The organism is Pseudomonas sp., assembly GCF_040514055.1.
Classification (GTDB): Bacteria; Pseudomonadota; Gammaproteobacteria; order Pseudomonadales; family Pseudomonadaceae; genus Aquipseudomonas.
The window spans coordinates 1-18,396 of record NZ_JBEVDL010000016.1 but is presented as its reverse complement, the minus strand read 5'-3'; the positions used below and the strand labels follow the sequence as shown (position 1 = coordinate 18,396).

General features: G+C 63.0%; 15 protein-coding genes. 13 read left to right on the top strand and 2 right to left on the bottom strand.

Annotation, left to right across the window (positions count from 1 at the left end; translation table 11 throughout):
* The first annotated feature begins 57 nt into the window (after positions 1-57).
* The 10 genes from ABWY06_RS04385 (at position 58) to ABWY06_RS04340 (ending at position 11,688) form a co-directional block, all read left to right on the top strand.
* Positions 58-1,896 carry a S8 family serine peptidase gene (locus ABWY06_RS04385; RefSeq protein ID WP_353924350.1) on the top strand — a complete coding sequence of 613 codons (1,839 nt, stop codon included), beginning with the start codon at positions 58-60 and terminating at the stop codon, positions 1,894-1,896.
* Between the two features lie 14 nt (positions 1,897-1,910).
* The gene (locus ABWY06_RS04380; RefSeq protein ID WP_353924349.1) at positions 1,911-2,771 is read left to right on the top strand and encodes a cyanobactin maturation protease PatG family protein; all 861 of its coding nucleotides are present in this window, start codon (positions 1,911-1,913) and stop codon (positions 2,769-2,771) included.
* A 64-nt stretch (positions 2,772-2,835) separates the two neighbouring features.
* A complete protein-coding gene (locus tag ABWY06_RS04375) occupies positions 2,836-3,084 on the top strand; it encodes a hypothetical protein (protein WP_353924348.1) in 249 nt (82 codons plus the stop codon).
* A 431-nt stretch (positions 3,085-3,515) separates the two neighbouring features.
* The gene (gene arcD / locus ABWY06_RS04370; RefSeq protein ID WP_353924347.1) at positions 3,516-4,943 is read left to right on the top strand and encodes an arginine-ornithine antiporter; all 1,428 of its coding nucleotides are present in this window, start codon (positions 3,516-3,518) and stop codon (positions 4,941-4,943) included.
* A gap of 24 nt (positions 4,944-4,967) precedes the next feature.
* Complete coding sequence (gene arcA, locus ABWY06_RS04365) at positions 4,968-6,224, top strand: arginine deiminase (RefSeq protein ID WP_353924346.1); 1,257 nt, start codon at positions 4,968-4,970, stop codon at positions 6,222-6,224.
* Between the two features lie 65 nt (positions 6,225-6,289).
* Positions 6,290-7,300 carry an ornithine carbamoyltransferase gene (locus tag ABWY06_RS04360; protein WP_353924345.1) on the top strand — a complete coding sequence of 337 codons (1,011 nt, stop codon included), beginning with the start codon at positions 6,290-6,292 and terminating at the stop codon, positions 7,298-7,300.
* A gap of 92 nt (positions 7,301-7,392) precedes the next feature.
* Positions 7,393-8,322, top strand: a complete 930-nt coding sequence (gene arcC, locus ABWY06_RS04355) for a carbamate kinase (RefSeq protein WP_353924344.1) — start codon at positions 7,393-7,395, stop codon at positions 8,320-8,322.
* A gap of 70 nt (positions 8,323-8,392) precedes the next feature.
* Entirely contained in the window at positions 8,393-8,755 is a 363-nt protein-coding gene (locus tag ABWY06_RS04350; protein ID WP_353924343.1) for a DUF5064 family protein, read from the top strand.
* A gap of 639 nt (positions 8,756-9,394) precedes the next feature.
* Positions 9,395-10,735, top strand: coding sequence for a putrescine-ornithine antiporter (gene potE, locus ABWY06_RS04345; RefSeq protein WP_353924342.1), 1,341 nt, complete (start codon positions 9,395-9,397; stop codon positions 10,733-10,735).
* A 47-nt stretch (positions 10,736-10,782) separates the two neighbouring features.
* Positions 10,783-11,688 (top strand): amino acid ABC transporter substrate-binding protein, encoded by a 906-nt coding sequence (locus tag ABWY06_RS04340; RefSeq protein WP_353924341.1) that lies wholly within the window; start codon positions 10,783-10,785, stop codon positions 11,686-11,688.
* Between the two features lie 240 nt (positions 11,689-11,928).
* Here the strand turns inward: ABWY06_RS04340 and ABWY06_RS04335 are convergent, their stop codons facing one another.
* On the bottom strand, positions 11,929-12,417 hold the full coding sequence (locus ABWY06_RS04335; protein WP_353924340.1) for a winged helix-turn-helix transcriptional regulator: 489 nt from the start codon (positions 12,415-12,417) through the stop codon (positions 11,929-11,931).
* Between the two features lie 104 nt (positions 12,418-12,521).
* Between ABWY06_RS04335 and fabF the strand changes: the two genes are divergently transcribed.
* A complete protein-coding gene (gene fabF / locus ABWY06_RS04330; protein ID WP_353924339.1) occupies positions 12,522-13,790 on the top strand; it encodes a beta-ketoacyl-ACP synthase II in 1,269 nt (422 codons plus the stop codon).
* Positions 13,791-13,978: 188 nt separating this feature from the next.
* Here fabF and ABWY06_RS04325 read toward each other — a convergent pair whose 3' ends face one another.
* Positions 13,979-14,686 carry a glutathione S-transferase N-terminal domain-containing protein gene (locus ABWY06_RS04325; protein ID WP_353924338.1) on the bottom strand — a complete coding sequence of 236 codons (708 nt, stop codon included), beginning with the start codon at positions 14,684-14,686 and terminating at the stop codon, positions 13,979-13,981.
* 443 nt (positions 14,687-15,129) lie between these two features.
* On the opposite strand from ABWY06_RS04325, the gene ABWY06_RS04320 reads away from it, so the two are divergent.
* Positions 15,130-16,398, top strand: a complete 1,269-nt coding sequence (locus ABWY06_RS04320; RefSeq protein WP_353924337.1) for an alpha/beta hydrolase — start codon at positions 15,130-15,132, stop codon at positions 16,396-16,398.
* Positions 16,399-16,682: 284 nt separating this feature from the next.
* Positions 16,683-18,396: DUF6531 domain-containing protein (locus tag ABWY06_RS04315; protein WP_353924336.1), on the top strand; the 1,714-nt coding region annotated here is incomplete at its 3' end.

The following is an 18,396-nucleotide window of genomic DNA, read 5'->3' as shown; positions in this document are numbered from 1 at the left end:
ATACCGCTCAACAGCCCGACATCTTCCCGTGCAAATTCAGCTCACAGGGTTATCGCTATGGCTTGGCTTAAAAATAATTATATGGGCGATCATTTCAATTCCCCGGGCGACCCGCGCATTATCGTTGCATTACTCGACGGCAGGGTGGAGATTACCCACCCTTGTTTTAACGGTGCCCAGCTGTCCCAGGACCCGTCGCTTCTTGTGTATAACAACAACATCGTGATCGACGCCAGCCAACGGCATGGCACCGCGATAGCCAGCATCATTATTGGCCAATCGCACGATACGGTAGCGGGCATCGCACCCGGAGTCTCCCTGGTGTCGATTCCGATCTTCTCCGCCCAGCCCTCCGGACAAACCCGACCCGCCACTCAGCTGGACCTGGCCCGGGCGATCAACCGCGCACTGGACGCCGGTGCGCACCTTATCAATATCAGCGGCGGCCAATTGACGGAGGCCACGGAAGCGGGCCCGCACCTGCAGCGCGCCCTGCAATCCTGCGTCGAACGGGACGTGCTGGTGGTGGCCGCCGCCGGCAACGACGCCTGCGACTGCTTTCACCTGCCCGCCGTGGTGGCCACGACCCTGGTGGTCGGGGCGATGGACATGGCCGGCGAGGCGCTGCCGTTCAGTAACTGGGGCGCGCCCTACCGTGACCGAGGCCTGCTCGCCCCGGGCCAGGACATTCCCACCGCGCTGCCCGAGGGCGGCATCACCCACAGCACCGGCACCAGTTTCGCCGCGGCCATCGTCAGCGGTGTCGCCGCGCTGCTACTCAGCCAGCTGGTGGTCGCGGGCCGGCCACCCAGTGGTAGCCAGGTCAAGGCGGCGCTGCTGGACAGCGCCATCGATTGTGAGCAACACGCCGCCCAGGAATGCAGCCGACTGCTACGCGGTCGATTGGACCCGGGCGGCGCATTGCGGGCATTGCAGGCCCTCGATGCCACCGCGCAGGACACCGTCACGCCCCGTTACACCCTAACCGCCACCCCTGGAGCCGTTATGCTAGACAGCCTCGATCCGTCCTCCCTGCCTGTCGCCGACGAGGGCCTGATGCCTTCGGCCTGCGCCTGTGACACCCCGAAAACAGCCCTCGACACCGCGGCCAAACCCGCAGTGCGTTCCGCGCCGTCACTGGCCTACGCCCTGGGCCAGATCGGTATCGATTTCGCCAGCGAGGCGGTGCGCGACTCCTTCGTGCAGCGCGGCGTGCAAAACCCCTATGACCCGGCCCATATCCTCGCGCACCTGGAGCAGAACCCCTGGGCGGCCGAGGCCATCACCTGGACCCTGCAGCAGGACGGCACGCCGATCTACGTGCTGCATGCCTTGGGGGCGTACGCGGCGGAAACCTACGGCCGGATCGCCAGCTACCTGGCCCGCCAACTCGACGGCAGCATCGACCTGGTCGCGGTACCGGGTCGGGTCGGCATGCTCGCCACCCTGGCCAACGGCCAGACTGCCCCCTACCTGGTGCCGGAGCCGCGCGGGCTGTTGTGCTGGGAGACCCACGGACTGATGCAGCAGGTCGCCGCGCAGCACGGCGATAAACACGCGAGTGAAATGGGCAACTTCCTCGAGCGGGTGTTCCACGAACTGCGCAACCTCGGCTCCAGCCCCGAGGAACGGGCCTTGAACTACGTCGCGACCGAGGGCATCCACGATGCCGCGGTGTTCGCCGACGCCATCGGCAAGGGCATGACCCTGGAGTCCACCAAGGTGTCCCGTGGCCCGGCCGGTCGCAAGGATGCCGACAACTGGAACGTCGAACTGGCCTTCTTCGACCCCGGCCAGCGCCTGACCCGCGCCCGCCATGTCTACCGCCTGACGGTGGATGTCAGCGCTGTGCTGCCGGTCCGGATCGGCTCGGTTCGCCATTGGGATGTTTTCTGAACAGGGATTGCCACATGCTCGCCGAACGCACCGAACGCTTTGCCCCTGTCGATAGCGAGACCACGCCGGGCATCCTGCCCGCGGGCTGCGGCTGCGCCAACGCTGGCGCGCAGCCCTACACGGCCTACGTGCTGGGTCAGCTAGGCTACGACTTTGAAACCGAAAACAACTGGGACTCCTTTGTCCAACGCGGGGTGAAAAACCCCCAGGACCCCGTCCAGTTGCTGGCGCACCTGGACAAGGAGCCCTGGGCCGCCGCGGCGCTGGCCTGGACCGTACTCCAGGAAGGCGTGCCGCTCTACGCCATGTATGCCGGCGGCCCTTATGCCCGCGACCTGGACCTGCGCTTCCGGCAGCTGTTGCAACTGCAACTCGAGGGCAAGGTCGAGATGCTCTCGTTTCCGGGTGACGCCGGCGGCAGCGCGACCCTGCGCCAGGGCCAGGAGGTCCCGATCCTTACGCCTAACCTGCGTGGGGTGTGTGCCTGGACCACGGCGGACCTGAGCCAGTCGCTGGCGACCCAGGGCAGCGAGGCCGCGGCCTACCTGGAGAACTTCCTGCAACGCATCTACTACGAGTTCCAGAACCGCGGCGCCACGGCACGCGAGCGGGCGCTCAACCATGCGGCGACCAATGCCTTCCAGGCCGCGAGTGTGTGCCAGGACGCCCTGGGTCGCGGCATGACGCTGGACACGGTGGATGCCAAGCCCAGCCGCATCGGCCGCGTCGACTCCGACTGCTGGGACGTGGAAATGACCTTCTTCGATCCGGCGAACCGCCTGACCCGGGCCCGCCACATCTACCGGTTCACCATCGATGTCAGCCAGAGCATTCCGGTGACCATCGGCACGCTACAACATTGGGATGCGTTTTGAGTGTTGCCCAATGCCTGCCGCACGACGCGGCATTACCCAGGAAGTAAGAGAGGATCTCATGACAATGTTCGCACCTCAACAAACCCGCCCCGTGATGCGCACCCGCCCCATGGCCGGGCTCGCCGGTAGCGGCCTGCTGCCCTCCGCCTGCACCTGGAAAGGCACGGCGCCTTTCTGCTCGGGCGAATGCGACAGCACTTACAAATACTTCTGCAGCGGCGACACGAGCGCCCACTCCAGCGACGGTAGCAACGAACACGGTTGCATCACCGGCATCAAGAAACTCTGTTGCACCCAATCCAACTGCCGCTGACGCGGTCAGGGGCCGGCCCGTGCCGGCCCCTTGGGCGGCGCCCTCGCCTGCGCTGATGCACTCGCCGTGCCCACCGGCCGGGTTGGTCGCCCACACCGATAGGGGCCTTCCTGGCAGGAGGTATTGGCGGACCGTACTGGTCGTTCCAGGCTTGGAAGCGCCTGCGAAACAAGAGGAACTCATCCTCTATCCAAAACCGCAGTTGAAAATTTGCCAACGCCTAAATACCAACTAGCGTTCAAGCCAGAAACTCGTTTGCCAACCCCTTGGAAGTCGCTTCCTGCGACACAGAGATATCGCACCGCAACCGCCCTGTGTGATTACAAGCTCTTCAATAATAAAGAAATAAGCGACACGAACCGTCAATTTGCCTTGCACTGGCGCATCGTTAATCGAAGTGCTTTGTTCATCCTCTTCGATGGATACCTGCAATGTCGGCAGCCCCCGAAAAACTTAAACTTGGCGCGTTGGTTGCTCTGGTCGTCGGTTCGATGATCGGTGGCGGCATCTTTTCGTTGCCGCAAAACATGGCCGCCAGTGCGGACGTTGGCGCTGTGTTGATCGGCTGGGCAATCACGGCCGTCGGCATGCTGACCCTGGCGTTCGTATTTCAGACCCTGGCCAACCGCAAACCGGATCTGGACGGCGGTGTATATGCCTACGCCAAGGCCGGTTTCGGCGACTACATGGGGTTTTCATCGGCCTGGGGCTACTGGATCAGCGCCTGGCTGGGCAACGTGGGCTACTTTGTCCTGCTGTTCAGCACCCTGGGTTACTACTTCCCGATCTTCGGTGAAGGCAACACCCTGGCGGCGATAATCGGCGCGTCGGCGCTGTTGTGGGGCGTGCACTTCCTGGTGCTGCGGGGCATCAAGGAAGCGGCCTTTATCAACCTGGTGACCACGGTCGCCAAGGTCGTGCCGCTGCTGCTGTTTGTGCTGATCGCGCTATTCGCGTTCAAACTGGAGATCTTCACCGCCGACATCTGGGGCCTGAAAAACCCGGACCTTGGCAGCGTGATGAACCAGGTGCGCAATATGATGCTGGTCACCGTCTGGGTGTTTATCGGTATCGAAGGCGCGAGCATTTTCTCCGCCCGCGCGGAAAAGCGCAGCGACGTGGGTAAAGCCACGGTCATCGGCTTTGTCACGGTCCTGCTGTTCCTGGTGCTGGTGAACGTACTGTCGCTGGGCATCATGACCCAGCCGGAATTGGCCAAGCTGCAGAACCCGTCGATGGTGGCGGTGCTGGAGCACGTCGTGGGTCACTGGGGCGCGGTGCTGATCAGCCTTGGCCTGATCGTGTCGTTGCTGGGTGCCCTGCTGTCGTGGGTGCTGCTGTGCGCGGAGATCATGTTCGCCGCCGCCAAGGATCACACCATGCCCGCCTTCCTGCGCAAGGAAAATGCCAAGCATGTGCCGGTCAACGCCTTGTGGCTGACCAACGCCATGGTTCAGCTGTTCCTGATCATCACCCTGTTCTCGGCCAGTACCTACCTTTCGCTGATCTACCTCGCCACCTCGATGATTCTGGTGCCGTATCTGTGGTCGGCGGCCTATGCCCTGCTGCTCGCGGTGCGCGGCGAGAGTTATGAGAACGCCGCAGCCGAACGCCGCAGGGACCTGCTTGTAAGCGCCCTGGCCGTGACCTATGCGATCTGGCTGATCTATGCCGGCGGCGTCAAGTACCTGCTGCTCTCCGCCCTGCTCTATGCCCCCGGTGTCATTCTGTTCGCCAAGGCTAAACTGGAACTGAAAACGCCGGTCTTCACCAATGTCGAGAAGTTGATTTTCGTGGCAGTCGTCTTGGGCGCCCTCGTCGCGGCCTACGGGCTGTATGACGGCTTCCTGACCCTGTAACAGTTCATCTGGAGGATTACTGTAATGACCACCGAAAAAGTTAAGTACGGAGTCCATTCCGAAGCCGGCAAACTGCGCAAGGTCATGGTGTGCGCCCCAGGCCTGGCTCACCAGCGGTTGACCCCGAACAACTGCGACGAACTGCTGTTCGACGATGTGCTGTGGGTCGCCCAAGCCAAGCGCGACCATTTCGACTTCGTATCCAAAATGCGCGAGCGAAACGTCGATGTGCTGGAAATGCACAACCTGTTGACCGACATTGTCGCCCTGCCCCATGCCCTGGACTGGATCCTCGAGCGCAAGGTAACCGCCAACTCGGTCGGCCTCGGCCTGATCAACGAAACCAGCTCCTGGCTGCGCAGCCTCGAACCGCGCAAGATCGCCGAATTCCTGATTGGCGGTGTGTCCGCCGATGACCTGCCGAGCAGTTTCGGTGGCAAGACCATCGAGATGTTCCGCGACTTCCTCGGCCACTCCAGTTTTATCCTGCCACCGCTGCCCAACACCCAGTTCACCCGCGATACCACCTGCTGGATCTATGGGGGGGTGACACTGAGCCCCATGTACTGGCCGGCACGCCGTCAGGAAACCTTGCTGGCCACCGCGATCTACAAATTCCATCCGCAATTCACCGAGGCCGATTTCCAGGTCTGGTACGGCGACCCGGATCAGGAGCATGGCAGCGCCACCCTCGAGGGCGGTGACGTGATGCCGATCGGTAACGGCGTGGTCCTGATCGGGATGGGCGAACGCACCTCGCACCAGGCGATCGGCCAACTGGCCGCCAGCCTGTTCAAGCACCAGGCCGTGGAGAAAGTGATAGTCGCCGGCCTGCCGAAATCCCGTGCGGCGATGCACCTGGACACGGTGTTCAGCTTCTGCGACCGCGATGTGGTGACCATCTTTCCGGAAGTGGTGAACCAGATTGTGTCCTTCACCCTTCGTCCTGACGAAAGCAAACCGGCGGGATTGGACATCCGTCGCGAGGAGAGCAACTTCCTCGACACCGTGGCCCAGGCCCTTAACCTCAAAACGTTGCGCGTCGTGGAAACCGGCGGCAACAGCTTCGCCGCCGAACGCGAGCAGTGGGACGACGGCAACAACGTGGTGGCCGTGGAACCGGGCGTGGTCATCGGCTACGACCGCAATACCTACACCAACACCCTGCTGCGCAAGGCCGGGGTGGAGGTCATCACCATCAGCGCCGGCGAACTCGGTCGCGGCCGGGGCGGCGGCCACTGCATGACCTGCCCGATCATCCGCGACCCGATCGACTACTAACCTATTAACCTTGGCCCGCGCTGACCCAACGCGGCCTGGGTAACCGTCACCTAGGGAGATCAAAAATGGCGTTCAATATCCATAACCGCAATCTGCTGAGCCTGGAACACCACACCCCTCGCGAATTGCGCTACCTGCTCGACCTGTCCCGCGATCTCAAGCGCGCCAAATACACCGGTACCGAGCAGCAACACCTCAAAGGCAACAACATCGCACTGATCTTCGAAAAAACCTCGACCCGCACCCGCTGCGCGTTCGAAGTGGCGGCCTATGACCAGGGCGCCCACGTTACTTATATCGACCCCAACTCCTCGCAAATCGGCCACAAGGAGAGCATGAAGGACACCGCCCGCGTGCTGGGGCGCATGTACGACGCCATCGAATACCGCGGCTTCAAACAGGAAATCGTCGAAGAACTGGCCAAGTTCGCCGGCGTCCCGGTATTCAACGGGTTGACCGACGAATACCACCCGACCCAGATGATCGCCGACGTGCTGACCATGCGTGAGCATGCCGACAAGCCCATCCACGACATCAGCTACGCCTACCTCGGTGACGCCCGCAACAACATGGGCAACTCGCTGCTGCTGATCGGCGCCAAGCTCGGCATGGACGTGCGCATCTGTGCACCCAAAGCCCTGTGGCCGACGGACGACCTGGTGGCCCGCTGCAAGGAATACGCCGAGGAAAGCGGCGCCCGTATCACCCTGACCGAAGACCCGAAAGCGGCCGTCAAGGGGGTGGACTTTATCCACACCGACGTTTGGGTGTCCATGGGAGAGCCGGTCGAAGCCTGGGCCGAACGTATCCAGCAACTGCTGCCCTATCAAGTCAACGCCGAGCTGATGAAAGCCACCGGCAACCCGCGCACCAAGTTCATGCACTGCCTGCCGGCTTTCCACAACAGCGACACCAAGATCGGTAAGCAGATTGCCGAGCAGTATCCGCACCTGAGTAATGGCGTCGAAGTGACCGATGACGTGTTCGAGTCGCCGGCTTGTATCGCCTTCGAGCAAGCGGAAAACCGCATGCACACCATCAAGGCGATTCTGGTGTCGACCTTGGCTGACTTGTAGCGAACGGCAAAACGTTCGCTGCGGGAGCGCGCCCAGGTGCGCTCCCGCCAAGCGCAGCCACCGCCACTTCTCCGTTTAGGAAGGACAGCACCATGCGTATCGTCGTCGCTCTGGGCGGTAACGCCCTGCTCCGCCGGGGTGAGCCCATGACCTCGGACAATCAGCGCGCCAATATCCGGATCGCTACCGAACAAATTGCCAAAATCCACCCCGGCAACCAGTTGGTCATCGCCCACGGCAATGGCCCACAGGTCGGACTGCTGTCCCTGCAGGCGGCGGCCTATACCTCGGTGCCGGCCTATCCGCTGGACGTGCTCGGTGCCGAAACCGAAGGCATGATCGGTTATATCATCGAGCAGGAACTGGGTAACCTGCTGGACTTCGAGGTGCCCTTCGCCACCCTGCTGACCCAGGTCGAAGTCGACCCCAACGACCCGGCCTTCAAGCACCCCAGCAAACCCATAGGTCCGGTGTACAGCCAGGCCGAAGCCGAAAAGCTCGCCGCCGAAAAAGGCTGGGCCATTGCCCCGGATGGCGACAAGTATCGCCGGGTGGTCGCCAGCCCCAGACCGAAACGCATCTTCGAAATCCGCCCGATCAAGTGGTTGCTGGAAAAGGGCAGCATCGTGATCTGCGCCGGCGGCGGCGGCATTCCGACCCAGTACAGCTCACCCGGCAAACTGGAAGGCGTCGAAGCGGTGATCGACAAGGACCTTTGCTCGGCGCTGCTGGCCGAGCAGCTCGAGGCCGATCTGCTGGTGATCGCCACCGACGTCAATGCGGCCTTTATCGATTTCGGCAAACCGACGCAGAAAGCCATCGCCCAGGCGCACCCGGACGAGATGGAAAGGCTCGGCTTCGCCGCGGGCTCCATGGGACCCAAGGTGCAGGCCGCCTGCGAATTCGCCCGCCATACGGGAAAAGTCGCGGTGATCGGCTCGCTCTCGGATATCGAAGCGATCGTTCAGGGCAAGGCCGGCACCCGTGTCAGCACGGCGACAGCGGGCATCACATTCCTGTAGAACAGCGTAACGCCAGGGGCCGGCCAAAGGCTGCCCCTGCTTCACGCTCTTTTGGACGGAGGACAAGACCATGGCAACTTTCGAACCCGGTCACCTGCACATCGAGCGCCATGCGCTGAATAAGAACGATGTCAGTTACAACCTGTATATAGATTATGCCGTTACGCAGGACCCTAAAGAAGGTAAAGGGATGCAGTTCACCCTGCACGGCAGCATCCAGGGCAAGGATATGACGGAGTCCTTCTACCTGCCCAAGGATCAAGCCTGCAACTTTGCCAGCAACGTGACGAAAATCGTCGAGAAGTACGGGATTCCCAAAGAACACAGCAGTGTCGGTTCGATCCACAAACCCTACGACAAAATGTTCGAGGATGTACGGCTGCAACTGGGTATTAAATCCGGCGACCCGGTCAAACCTGAACATCTGGAATGACCCAGGCGCCCGGCGCCAACAGTTCGGACAGCCCGTGCTATCGCTGCTGCCGAGTGCTGTAGTGACCTGACCCGGCTCTTCGGTTCGGCCTGTAGTTGCCTTCAATTCATTAGCGGGTCCGGCCGCTCTACTTCACTGTCAGTGGGTATCGCCGATCCGATTCAGCAGACCGACGCGTTGCGTAGCTTATCCGCCTTGCGCAACTTGCCTACAGGATGAAAAACGCCAGCTACTATTGAAAGGCTGGATGCCGGACGGAGCCTGTTCCACGCCGACTTGAGTTATGGGTTCGGTGTTGAATGCCATGGCCGACCGTTACACGACAACGGAGGACGGTTGGATGAGTGAAGTTGATAACTTGACCACCACGGCTGGCAGGACACAACAGCGAACACGCATTAGGCAGTGCATATCGCGGACAGCTGTCACTGTTGCTGAAAAAGACCTGTTGGCCTTCTGTTTCGACTCGCTAAAGCACTCTCGCGAAGCGGCCAGTGCCAGGTTCGATGGGTGCTCCCCGCCACTGCCAATAGTACGGAATTGAACCTGAACGTCTAAATATCCAGCCACCCCGATGGCGCCGGACAGCAGACGGCCGCACTCAGGGTCAACGCGTTGAACCTGGCAAGGAGTTTTCCGATGGCCGACTCAAGCAAAAAAATGAGCCTGATGGGGCTCACCACTCTGGTTACGGTCAATATGATGGGCTCCGGCATTATCATGCTACCCACCAATATGGCCCAGTTGGGTGCCGTCTCGCTGTTGTCGTGGATTTTCACGGCGATCGGCTCGATGGCCATCGCCTACTGCTTCGCCCAGTGCGGGGTGTTCTGCTCACGTTCCGGCGGCTTGTCCGCCTACACCGAAGAAGCCCATGGGAAGTCGGGGTTCTTCCTGTGCTCGTACCTGTACTTCCTGTCCCTGGCGATCGCCAACGTCGCCGTCGCGATCTCGGCGGTCGGCTACTTGACCTCGTTTGTCCCCTGGTTCGGCACCGGCGCGGTGCCGCTGTTCGTGGGTACGGTCGGGCTGATCTGGATAACCATCCTCGCCAACTTCGGCGGCCCCAGCATCACCGGCAAGATCGGGGCGTTCACCGTGTGGGGCGTGATCATTCCGGTGGCGGGCCTGAGCATCATTGGCTGGTTCTGGTTCGATTCCAAGGTGCTGGAAGCCGCCTGGAACCCCAACGACCTGGCCATCTCCGATGCCATCAGCAAGGCCATCCCCCTGACCCTGTGGGCCTTCCTCGGCATGGAATCGGCCGCCCAGGCGACCGATGCGGTGGAAAACCCCAAGCGCAACGTACCCCTGGCCTGCCTGTTCGGTACCCTCGGTGCAGCCACAGTCTATGTGCTGTCGACCACGGTGATCCAGGGCATCATTCCCAACGCCGAGCTGGCCAATTCCTCGGCACCTTTCGCGCTGGTCTACGCCAAGATATTCAACCCCTTGGTGGGCAACATCGTCATGGCCCTGGCGGTTATGGCGTGCGTCGGCTCGCTGCTGGGCTGGCAGTTCACCCTGGCCCAGACCGCCAAGATGACCGCCGACCAGAACCTGTTCCTCAAGCTGTTCAGCAAGGTCAACGCCAGCAATGCGCCGGTGATCGGCATGATCGTCTGCGGCGCGCTGCAGACGATCATGGCCATATCGACCATCTCGCCCGACGCCGCTGCGCAGTTCAGCAAGCTGGTGAGCCTGGCGGCGGTGACCAACCTGATTCCCTACGTGACGGCACTGACGGGCCTCTTGGTCATCATGCACAAGGCCGGCGTCTCGACGGCCATCTATACACGCAACACGGCGGTGTTGCTGATTGCGGTGGCCTACTCGTTGTATGCGCTATACGCCTGCGGCAAGGATGCGGTAATGGGCGGCACGCTGGTGCTGGCCTTCGGCTACCTGCTCTATGGCTTCCTCGCCAAACGTTTTGTCAACGAGGCGCCCGCCGTGCCGCTTAGGGCCGGCAATCCTTAATCGTTGTCTTGGTGAATGAAAAGACATCTGAATTTGGAGAACAGAATATGAGCGTACCCATGAACACATCCACCCGTCTGCTGCTCGCCTGCCTGCTTTCGATGGTCTCGGCACTCGCCTGCGCCAATACCCTTGAGCGCGTGCGTGCCAGCAACACGCTGACCCTGGGCTACCTGCCGGACTTCGCCCCCTTCAGTGCCCAGGACGGTGACAAGGCCAACGGCTATGCCATTGACCTCTGCCTGAAAATCGCCGATCAGGTGAAGACGGAGCTGGGCTTGCCGGCGTTGCAGGTGCGTTACCAGTCGGTTCCGGCCACCGACGCAATAAGTGCCGTCGACGCGGGCAAGGTCGACATCCTCTGTTCACCCACCCCCCCCACCCTGGAACGGCGCAAGGCGGTGAGTTTCACGGTGCCCATCTACACGGCCGGCCTCTCGGTCGTGGTACGCCAGGGTGCGCCCCAGACACTGCTTAATGTGCTCAACGGCCATGTGGCCCGCACCGGACCGACCTGGCGCGCGACCATCAATCAGGGGCTGACGAACCAGACTTTTGCCGCTACCGCCGGAGCCGTTACCGAGACCTGGATCCGCCAGCAAATGCGATCGCTCGGGGTGGTCGCCACCCTGGTTACGGCCGAAACCACCGACGCAGGCCTCAAGCTGGTTGCCGATGGCAAAGCCGATGCGTTCTTTGCCGAGCGCATGCTGCTGGAACACCTGCTCAACACCAAATCCTCCGCGGGCGATCTGGTGTTGCTGGAGCGTATTTTCGAGTACGCACCGGCTGCAATGGCGGTGGATCGCGACGACGATGATTTCCGCTTACTGGTCGACTCCGCGCTGAGTGAAATGTACCGGACGGGGGACATTGATCGGGCCTACGATAAATACCTGGGGGGCGCCAACGACACGGACAGGAAACTGTTCAAGGTCTATGCACTGCCCTAGGGCCTAAGGGCACTAGCCACACGGGCCGCGTTGCCACGAAAAATGCCCCCAGGCCAGGCGCGGCACCCCTTGTGAGGGGGAACCGGTGGGTGGTGTGCCCACGCCGAAGGGGGCCGCGGTATCTAGGTGTAGCAGGGATCACCCCACCTCGGCTTCGGCCCGGGGGCGGGCCTCCTACACAATCAAAAAGGGTCGTAGTGAATCACCTGATTCACTACGACCCCTTTAGGTGCGACCCCGTTAGGCACCCGCCTTGGATCCCAGCCGCTGACGCATGCCCGCGCTGGCGGCGGGTCCGGCCTGCACGCCGCACTGGTCCACAGGCACCAGGTGGCCATCGGCGATATCCGCCATCATTGGCCGCACCGGCCGCCCCGTCTTGCGCTCGACAATCTGCACACTTTCCCCTTCCGGCGCGTAATGGCGATTGCCCCAGGCCACAAAGGCCATAAGCACCACGCGGAAATCTTCACCCTTGGCCGTCGGCACGTACTGGTAGCGCAACGGGCGCTGGTTGTAGGACTGCCGCTCGAGCAGGCCCGCCTCCACCAGCGAGTTCAAGCGCCTGGTAAGCATGTTTGGGGCAATGTCCAGGCTGCGGGAAAACTCCTCAAAGCGCCGCAGGCCCTGCAGGGCATCGCGCATGATCAAAATGCTCCACCACTCGCCAACCCGTTCCAGGCTGCGGGCAATTGGGCATTCGGCATGGAGAAGGGTCTTGCGCTGCATGGCCGTTCCTTGCTCAAACAATTGTCGAAGAGGCATGTTACTTTCATCATGATAGTAACGTCCATAGAGCGCTATCCCCTATCAGCAGAAGGAGCCGGTCCCTTATGAACACACGTATCGTCGTTACAGGCATGGGCGCACTGACCCCACTGGGCTGCGGGGTCGAGCAGATCTGGCAACGCCTTCTGGCCGGGCAGTCAGGGATCCGCCGTTTGCCGCCGGAGCTTATCGGCGACCTGGCGATCAGCATTGGTGGCCAAGTTCCCGACCGCACCCAAGACCCTGAGGCCGGCTTCGATCCGGATCTGCTGCTGGCGCCCAAAGAACAGCGCAAGATGGATCGCTTTATTCAGTTCGCCCTGGCAGCGGCCCATGAAGCCTTGACCCAGGCCCGCTGGGCGCCGCAGACCCCGCAGGCGCAGGAGCGCACCGCCACCATCATCGCGTCGGGCGTGGGCGGATTTCCGGCGATTGCCGAAGCCGTGCGAACGGCGGACAGCAAGGGGCCGCGGCGCTTGTCGCCTTTTACCATTCCGTCATTTCTCAGCAATATGGCCGCCGGCCATGTCTCGATCAGTCACGGTTTCAAGGGACCGCTGGGGGCTCCGGTGACGGCCTGTGCGGCGGGTGTCCAGGCCATCGGCGACGCCGCACGGATGATCCGCGCGGGGGAAATCGACGTGGCACTCTGTGGCGGGGCGGAAGCGGCCATCCATCGGGTCAGCCTGGCTGGCTTCGCTGCCGCACGCGCCCTGTCGAGCGATTTCAACGACACCCCGGAGCGCGCCTCGCGCCCCTTCGATCAGGCCCGCGACGGTTTCGTCATGGGCGAAGGCGCGGGCCTGCTGGTCATCGAAGAACTGCAACATGCCCTGGCGCGCGGTGCCAGGCCCATCGCCGAGCTGGTGGGCTATGGCACCAGCGCCGACGCCTACCATATGACCGCCGGGCCAGAAGACGGCGACGGCGCCCGCCGGGCCATGTTGCAGGCCCTGCGCCAAGCCGGCGTGGACGCGTCCCAGGTTCAGCACCTGAATGCCCATGCCACCTCGACCCCGGTGGGCGACAGTGGCGAGCTGGCGGCCATCAAAGCCCTGTTCGGCACGGGCAGCGGCCTGGCCATCAGTTCGACCAAATCCGCCACGGGCCACCTGTTGGGTGCCGCGGGGGGGATCGAGGCGATCTTTACCATCCTTGCCCTGCGCGATCAGGTGGTCCCGGCGACACTCAACCTGGAAACCCCGGATGCCGCCGCCGCAGGCCTTAACCTGATTCGCGGCCGGGCCCAGCAGCTGCCCATGGACTATGCACTGTCCAATGGCTTCGGTTTCGGCGGGGTCAACGCCAGTGTGCTGTTCCGGCGCTGGAGTTAAGGCTGAGTTTGCAGTCCGGCGGTACTGCCGTTGAGGCATCAACTCCGGTGCGTCGAGACCTCAAGACATGGGTCTCTAGCCCCCATCGACCACCCACGGCTCCGCTAGGGGGGCGTTTCGACCTTAAAAATCCCGCACTCCCTGTCCCTGGCAGCGCGGGATAATCCTCTCGGCCGGAGTTTGCATTTCTAGGCCGGGCGCTTGGGAATCTCCAGCCCACGGATCACCGCCGGACGCGCGACAAAGGCGTGCAACACCCGGGTGACGTTTGGGAAACGCTCGATCTCGACCAATTCGCCAGCCTGGTAGAAGCCGACCAGGTTACGGATCCAGGGAAAGGTGGCGATATCGACGATGCTGTAGGCCTCGCCGAGGATCCAGGCGCGGTCGGCCAGCTGCCGATCGAGTACCCCCAGCAGGCGCTTGGACTCGTCGACGTAGCGCTGCAGCGGGCGCTTGTCCGCGTAGTCCTTGCCGGCGAAGACGTTGAAGAACCCCAGCTGGCCGAACATCGGGCCGATGCCGCCCATTTGGAACATCAGCCATTGCAGGGCCTGGTAGCGTCCACTGGCGTCCTGGGGCAGCAGCTGTCCACTCTTCTCCGCCAGGTAGATCAGGATGGCCCCGGACTCGAACAGCGCCAGGGGCCGACCGTCCGGTCCGTCCGGGTCGAGAATCGCCGGGATCTTGTTGTTCGGGTTAAGCGAGAGAAAGGCCGGCGACAGCTGGTCCTGGGTCTCGAAGCTGACCAGGTGGGGTTCGTAGGCCAGGCCGATTTCCTCCAGCATGATCGACACCTTGACCCCATTGGGCGTGGGCAGCGAATACAGCTGCAAGCGCTCCGGGTGGGCGGCGGGCCATTTCTCGGTGATGGGAAAAGCGGACAGATCGGGCATGGCGGGCTTCTCAGTAGCAGGCGGGGAGGTGAAACGCCGGGACTTTCCAGACCGTCTCCAGGCGTTGGTAGTCGTTGGTAGCGGCTCAAGGACGACGTGCGGGCGCTTAGGGTTATAAACCATCTCAATGGACTCGAACATATCGCCGCCCGCCGCTTCGCGCGTCTCAGGGATTTTCCGCGTGATCCGCTCCGTCTCAAGTCAGGGTCCGATGCCCCCTGCGCGGGACCGTGTCGGGGCCTGTTGGGACGCCGGCCCCGGCACGGGTGGCGAGCGGTGGTTACTGGGCCGTATTGCGCCCCAACAGGTCTTAGGACCTTGCCAGGGTGGTAGCAGCGCGCTCGTCCTCAGGCCGCTGGAGCATGTTTCTCAACGTTCGAGGCTCGGCTAAACCGAAACGCCCGCTACGCTTTCTACGTCGAGATACTGACGGAGGCCGACCGATGAACACACGAGCGCTCTGGCCTGCCCTGCTGCTGATCACCAGCGGCGGATGCAGCCTGCTCAAGGTGGACACGGAAATACAGCAAGCCCGTGTGGACCTGGTCCAGGTCGTCGGCAAACTGCTCGACTCGCCATCCGGCCGTAGCGCGCTGGTGGCGTTGTTGAACGAGCAGGGCAAGCTGCAGAACTATCGTATTGCCGCGCCGGGAGAGCTGTTCTATTTCACCCTGCCCCCCGGCAGCTACCAACTGCTGGCGTTCGATGACCGCAACGGCAACTTCAGGCTGGACGCGGACGAGCCTCGCCACTGGCAGCCGCAGGCAACTACCAGCGCGCTGCAGATTCAGCCCAGTCAGGAGCAACGGGAGCGCCTGAGCCAGGCCAACCTTATCAGCCTCGCCACCGATGACCTGGCCCCCGCGCCCGCGCTGGACCTGAGCCTGGACCTGCTCTATCGCGAGCAGCCGCGCCTGCAGCGCAACTACCTGCAAGTGGTCGGCTTCGCCGATCCGCGATTCGACCCCGCCCAAGTACAACTCGGCAGCTGGCAACCCCTGACCTTTATGCACGACATCGGCTACGGCCTGTACTTGCTGGAACCCTGGGATGCCAAAAAGGAACCTATCGTTCTGGTGCACGGCATCAACTCTTCGCCGCGCACCCTGCAGGCCCTGGCGGCCAGTATCGATACTCGGCGTTTTCAGCTGCTGCTCTACCATTTTCCTGGCGGCCTGCCACTTAACAACAGTGCCTACATGCTCGGCGAAGCCATGGGCGATGTGCTGCGCCGGCTCAAGCCAACGCGCATGCATGTGCTGTCCCACAGCATGGGTGGGCTGGTGGCACGGCGGGCAGTGCAACTGCTGAGCGAAGCCGATAGCCAGCAACTGTGCCTGTTTATTTCCCTGTCCACACCCTGGGACGGGCACCCGTCCGCCGCCTCCGGCGTGGATAATATCCCCCTGGACATTCCCATCTGGCGCGATATGGCCCCTGGCAGCGCCTACCTGCAGACGTTGTTCGCCTCGCCACTCCCGGCCCCTATCCGCCAATGGATGCTGGTGAGCTACGCCGGGCACAAACCGCTGCTGGGCGAATTGAACGACGGCGTGGTGCCGCTTGCCAGCGAGCTGCGCAGCGCCGCCCAGGATGAAGCCGCACACCTTTACCTGCTGAACGAAAACCACACCAGCATCCTGGCTAGCCGGCGCACTGCCGAACTGCTCGCTAGGGCCTTCGACAGCCTGCCGGCCAAAGGCTGCGACTGACCACCGCAACTCAGAGGCCGGCAGCCTGCTTTCCGGGGATGGCTCAACGCACGGGTACTGGCGTTTCAATTCATTTTTTGCGACAGCCGCCTCGGACCCTACCGGCCCTATCACCCAGACTTGCCGCCGCTTACGCTCGCCAGCACTCGCGCTGCGTGACGTTTTCCAGGGACAGGAACATTCGACGTATGCCCCCTTCGCTCGCTGTCATCCTTGTATCGCCGCCAGTCAATCCGCCCCTGCGCCTGAAGGCCCTCCTCCAGCCGTTGCCAAGACGTTAGACCATGGGCGATCCGATCAAGGCCGAGCAATCGGTCAAGCATTTTGCCGTGGCGGTCTCCCCGGCCCTGGCCGCCACACCTTTCGGCCAGCGCCAGGTGCCCAGTGTGCCAGCGGTCAGTTTTGCCGTGGCCGTGGCCGCGGCGCAGAAAAGCTTCGGGCATGACAACTCGCTGTTTCTGTTGCGCTCCACCGCGGTCGACATGGGCAAGACCTTCAAGCCCACCGAGTTCCTGCCGCAAAACCCGGTGGAAGGCAGCCATTCCACCAGCCACGGCCATATGGGCGTCATCACCTTCGCCTCGGGCGGTAGCTGCCCGGGGGCGATCAACTGCGGCGTGCTCAGGGGCGGCAACGCCGAGTGCGGCGCCGACCTGGCCAACGCCCTGGACGCGCTGGTCGAGCGCATGGTCAACGAGCTGATGGCCAGCCCGCGGGATTTCTACAGCAACTACCGCAAGGGCGAGAGCACCGTCGCCGCCGTGCTGGCGGAAAACGCCGGCAAGATGCTCGACGGTGTTAAAAATGGCTGGAACAAGGTCAGTGACTATTTTTCCGCTTCCAGCTATGCGCAGATCGGCCAAGATGCGCTGAAAGCCTCCGAGACCCTGGCCAGTTTTGTCCCCGGGACCCCACAGTTCAACCAACGGGCGGCCCGCGCGGCCCAGCAGGCGGCCGATTGGGTCAAGGGCACCTACAACGAGTTCAAGGACCTGAACCGCGAGGACCTCAAGGCGGCCTGCAAGGCCTGGCTGCTAGGCCTGCTCGGCGAGCTGACCTGCTCGATGGTCGACCTGCTGGCGGGGATGGCCGGCAACCCAAAACCGGTGGCCGAACAGCTGGGCGAGGCGGTCGCGGTGGCCGAGGCCATGGCGGTAGAAACCGCGGCGGCGGCGGCGGTCGATGTGCTGGTGACCAAGGGCGCGACTTCGGCCTCGGCCAAGATCGGCAAGGTGCTCTACAAGGTGGGCGGCAAGCTGGACGATGCCGGCGCGGCCTTGTACCGCGAGCTGAAGAAGGTCCAGGCAGCCAAGCGCAAACCCACGCCGCCGGGGCCGCGCAAGGAGGGTCCGGTGCTGGACAAGCCCTCGGGGCAAACGTCCACACCGTCCAAGCCGACGACGGTCGAGCCGCAGAAGCCGACCCCCAGCAACGATTCCAGCCCAGGAGGTGCGGACGGTCAGGCTAAACCCAAATGCCTGACCTGCGTCCCGGGCTCCCCTCACCCGGTCAACGCCATCTATGGCGCCAAGTTGCTCGAGGGCGACCAAGACCTGGACTTTGTCATCGAGGCCCCCCTGCCCTTGGTCTGGCAACGCACCTATGCCTCCAGCAACGCCCACGAGGGCTGGTTGGGACACGGTTGGAGCGTGCCCCTGGCCTTCCGTCTGGACGTCACCGATGACGCCATCGTCTTCGTCGATATGCAGGGTCGGCGCACCGTCTTCCCATCTGTCTCCGTGGGCCAGCAGTTTTTCTCCAAGTACGAGCACACCACCCTCAAGCGCACCACCCGCAATCAATACGAGGTGCTCAGCCCCGATGGGCTGCGGTTGATCTTTGGCCTGGGCCCGTCGGACCAGGCGCGCCTGGAAGCGCGCGAGGCCGACGAGGCCAAACAGGCCGCTTACGAGGCCCGTGCCTGGGAGCGCCTGCTGGCGGACCGCGCCGCTCAGGGCGAAGACCCCCTGCCGGCGCCGTCTGCAGATACGGGAGAAC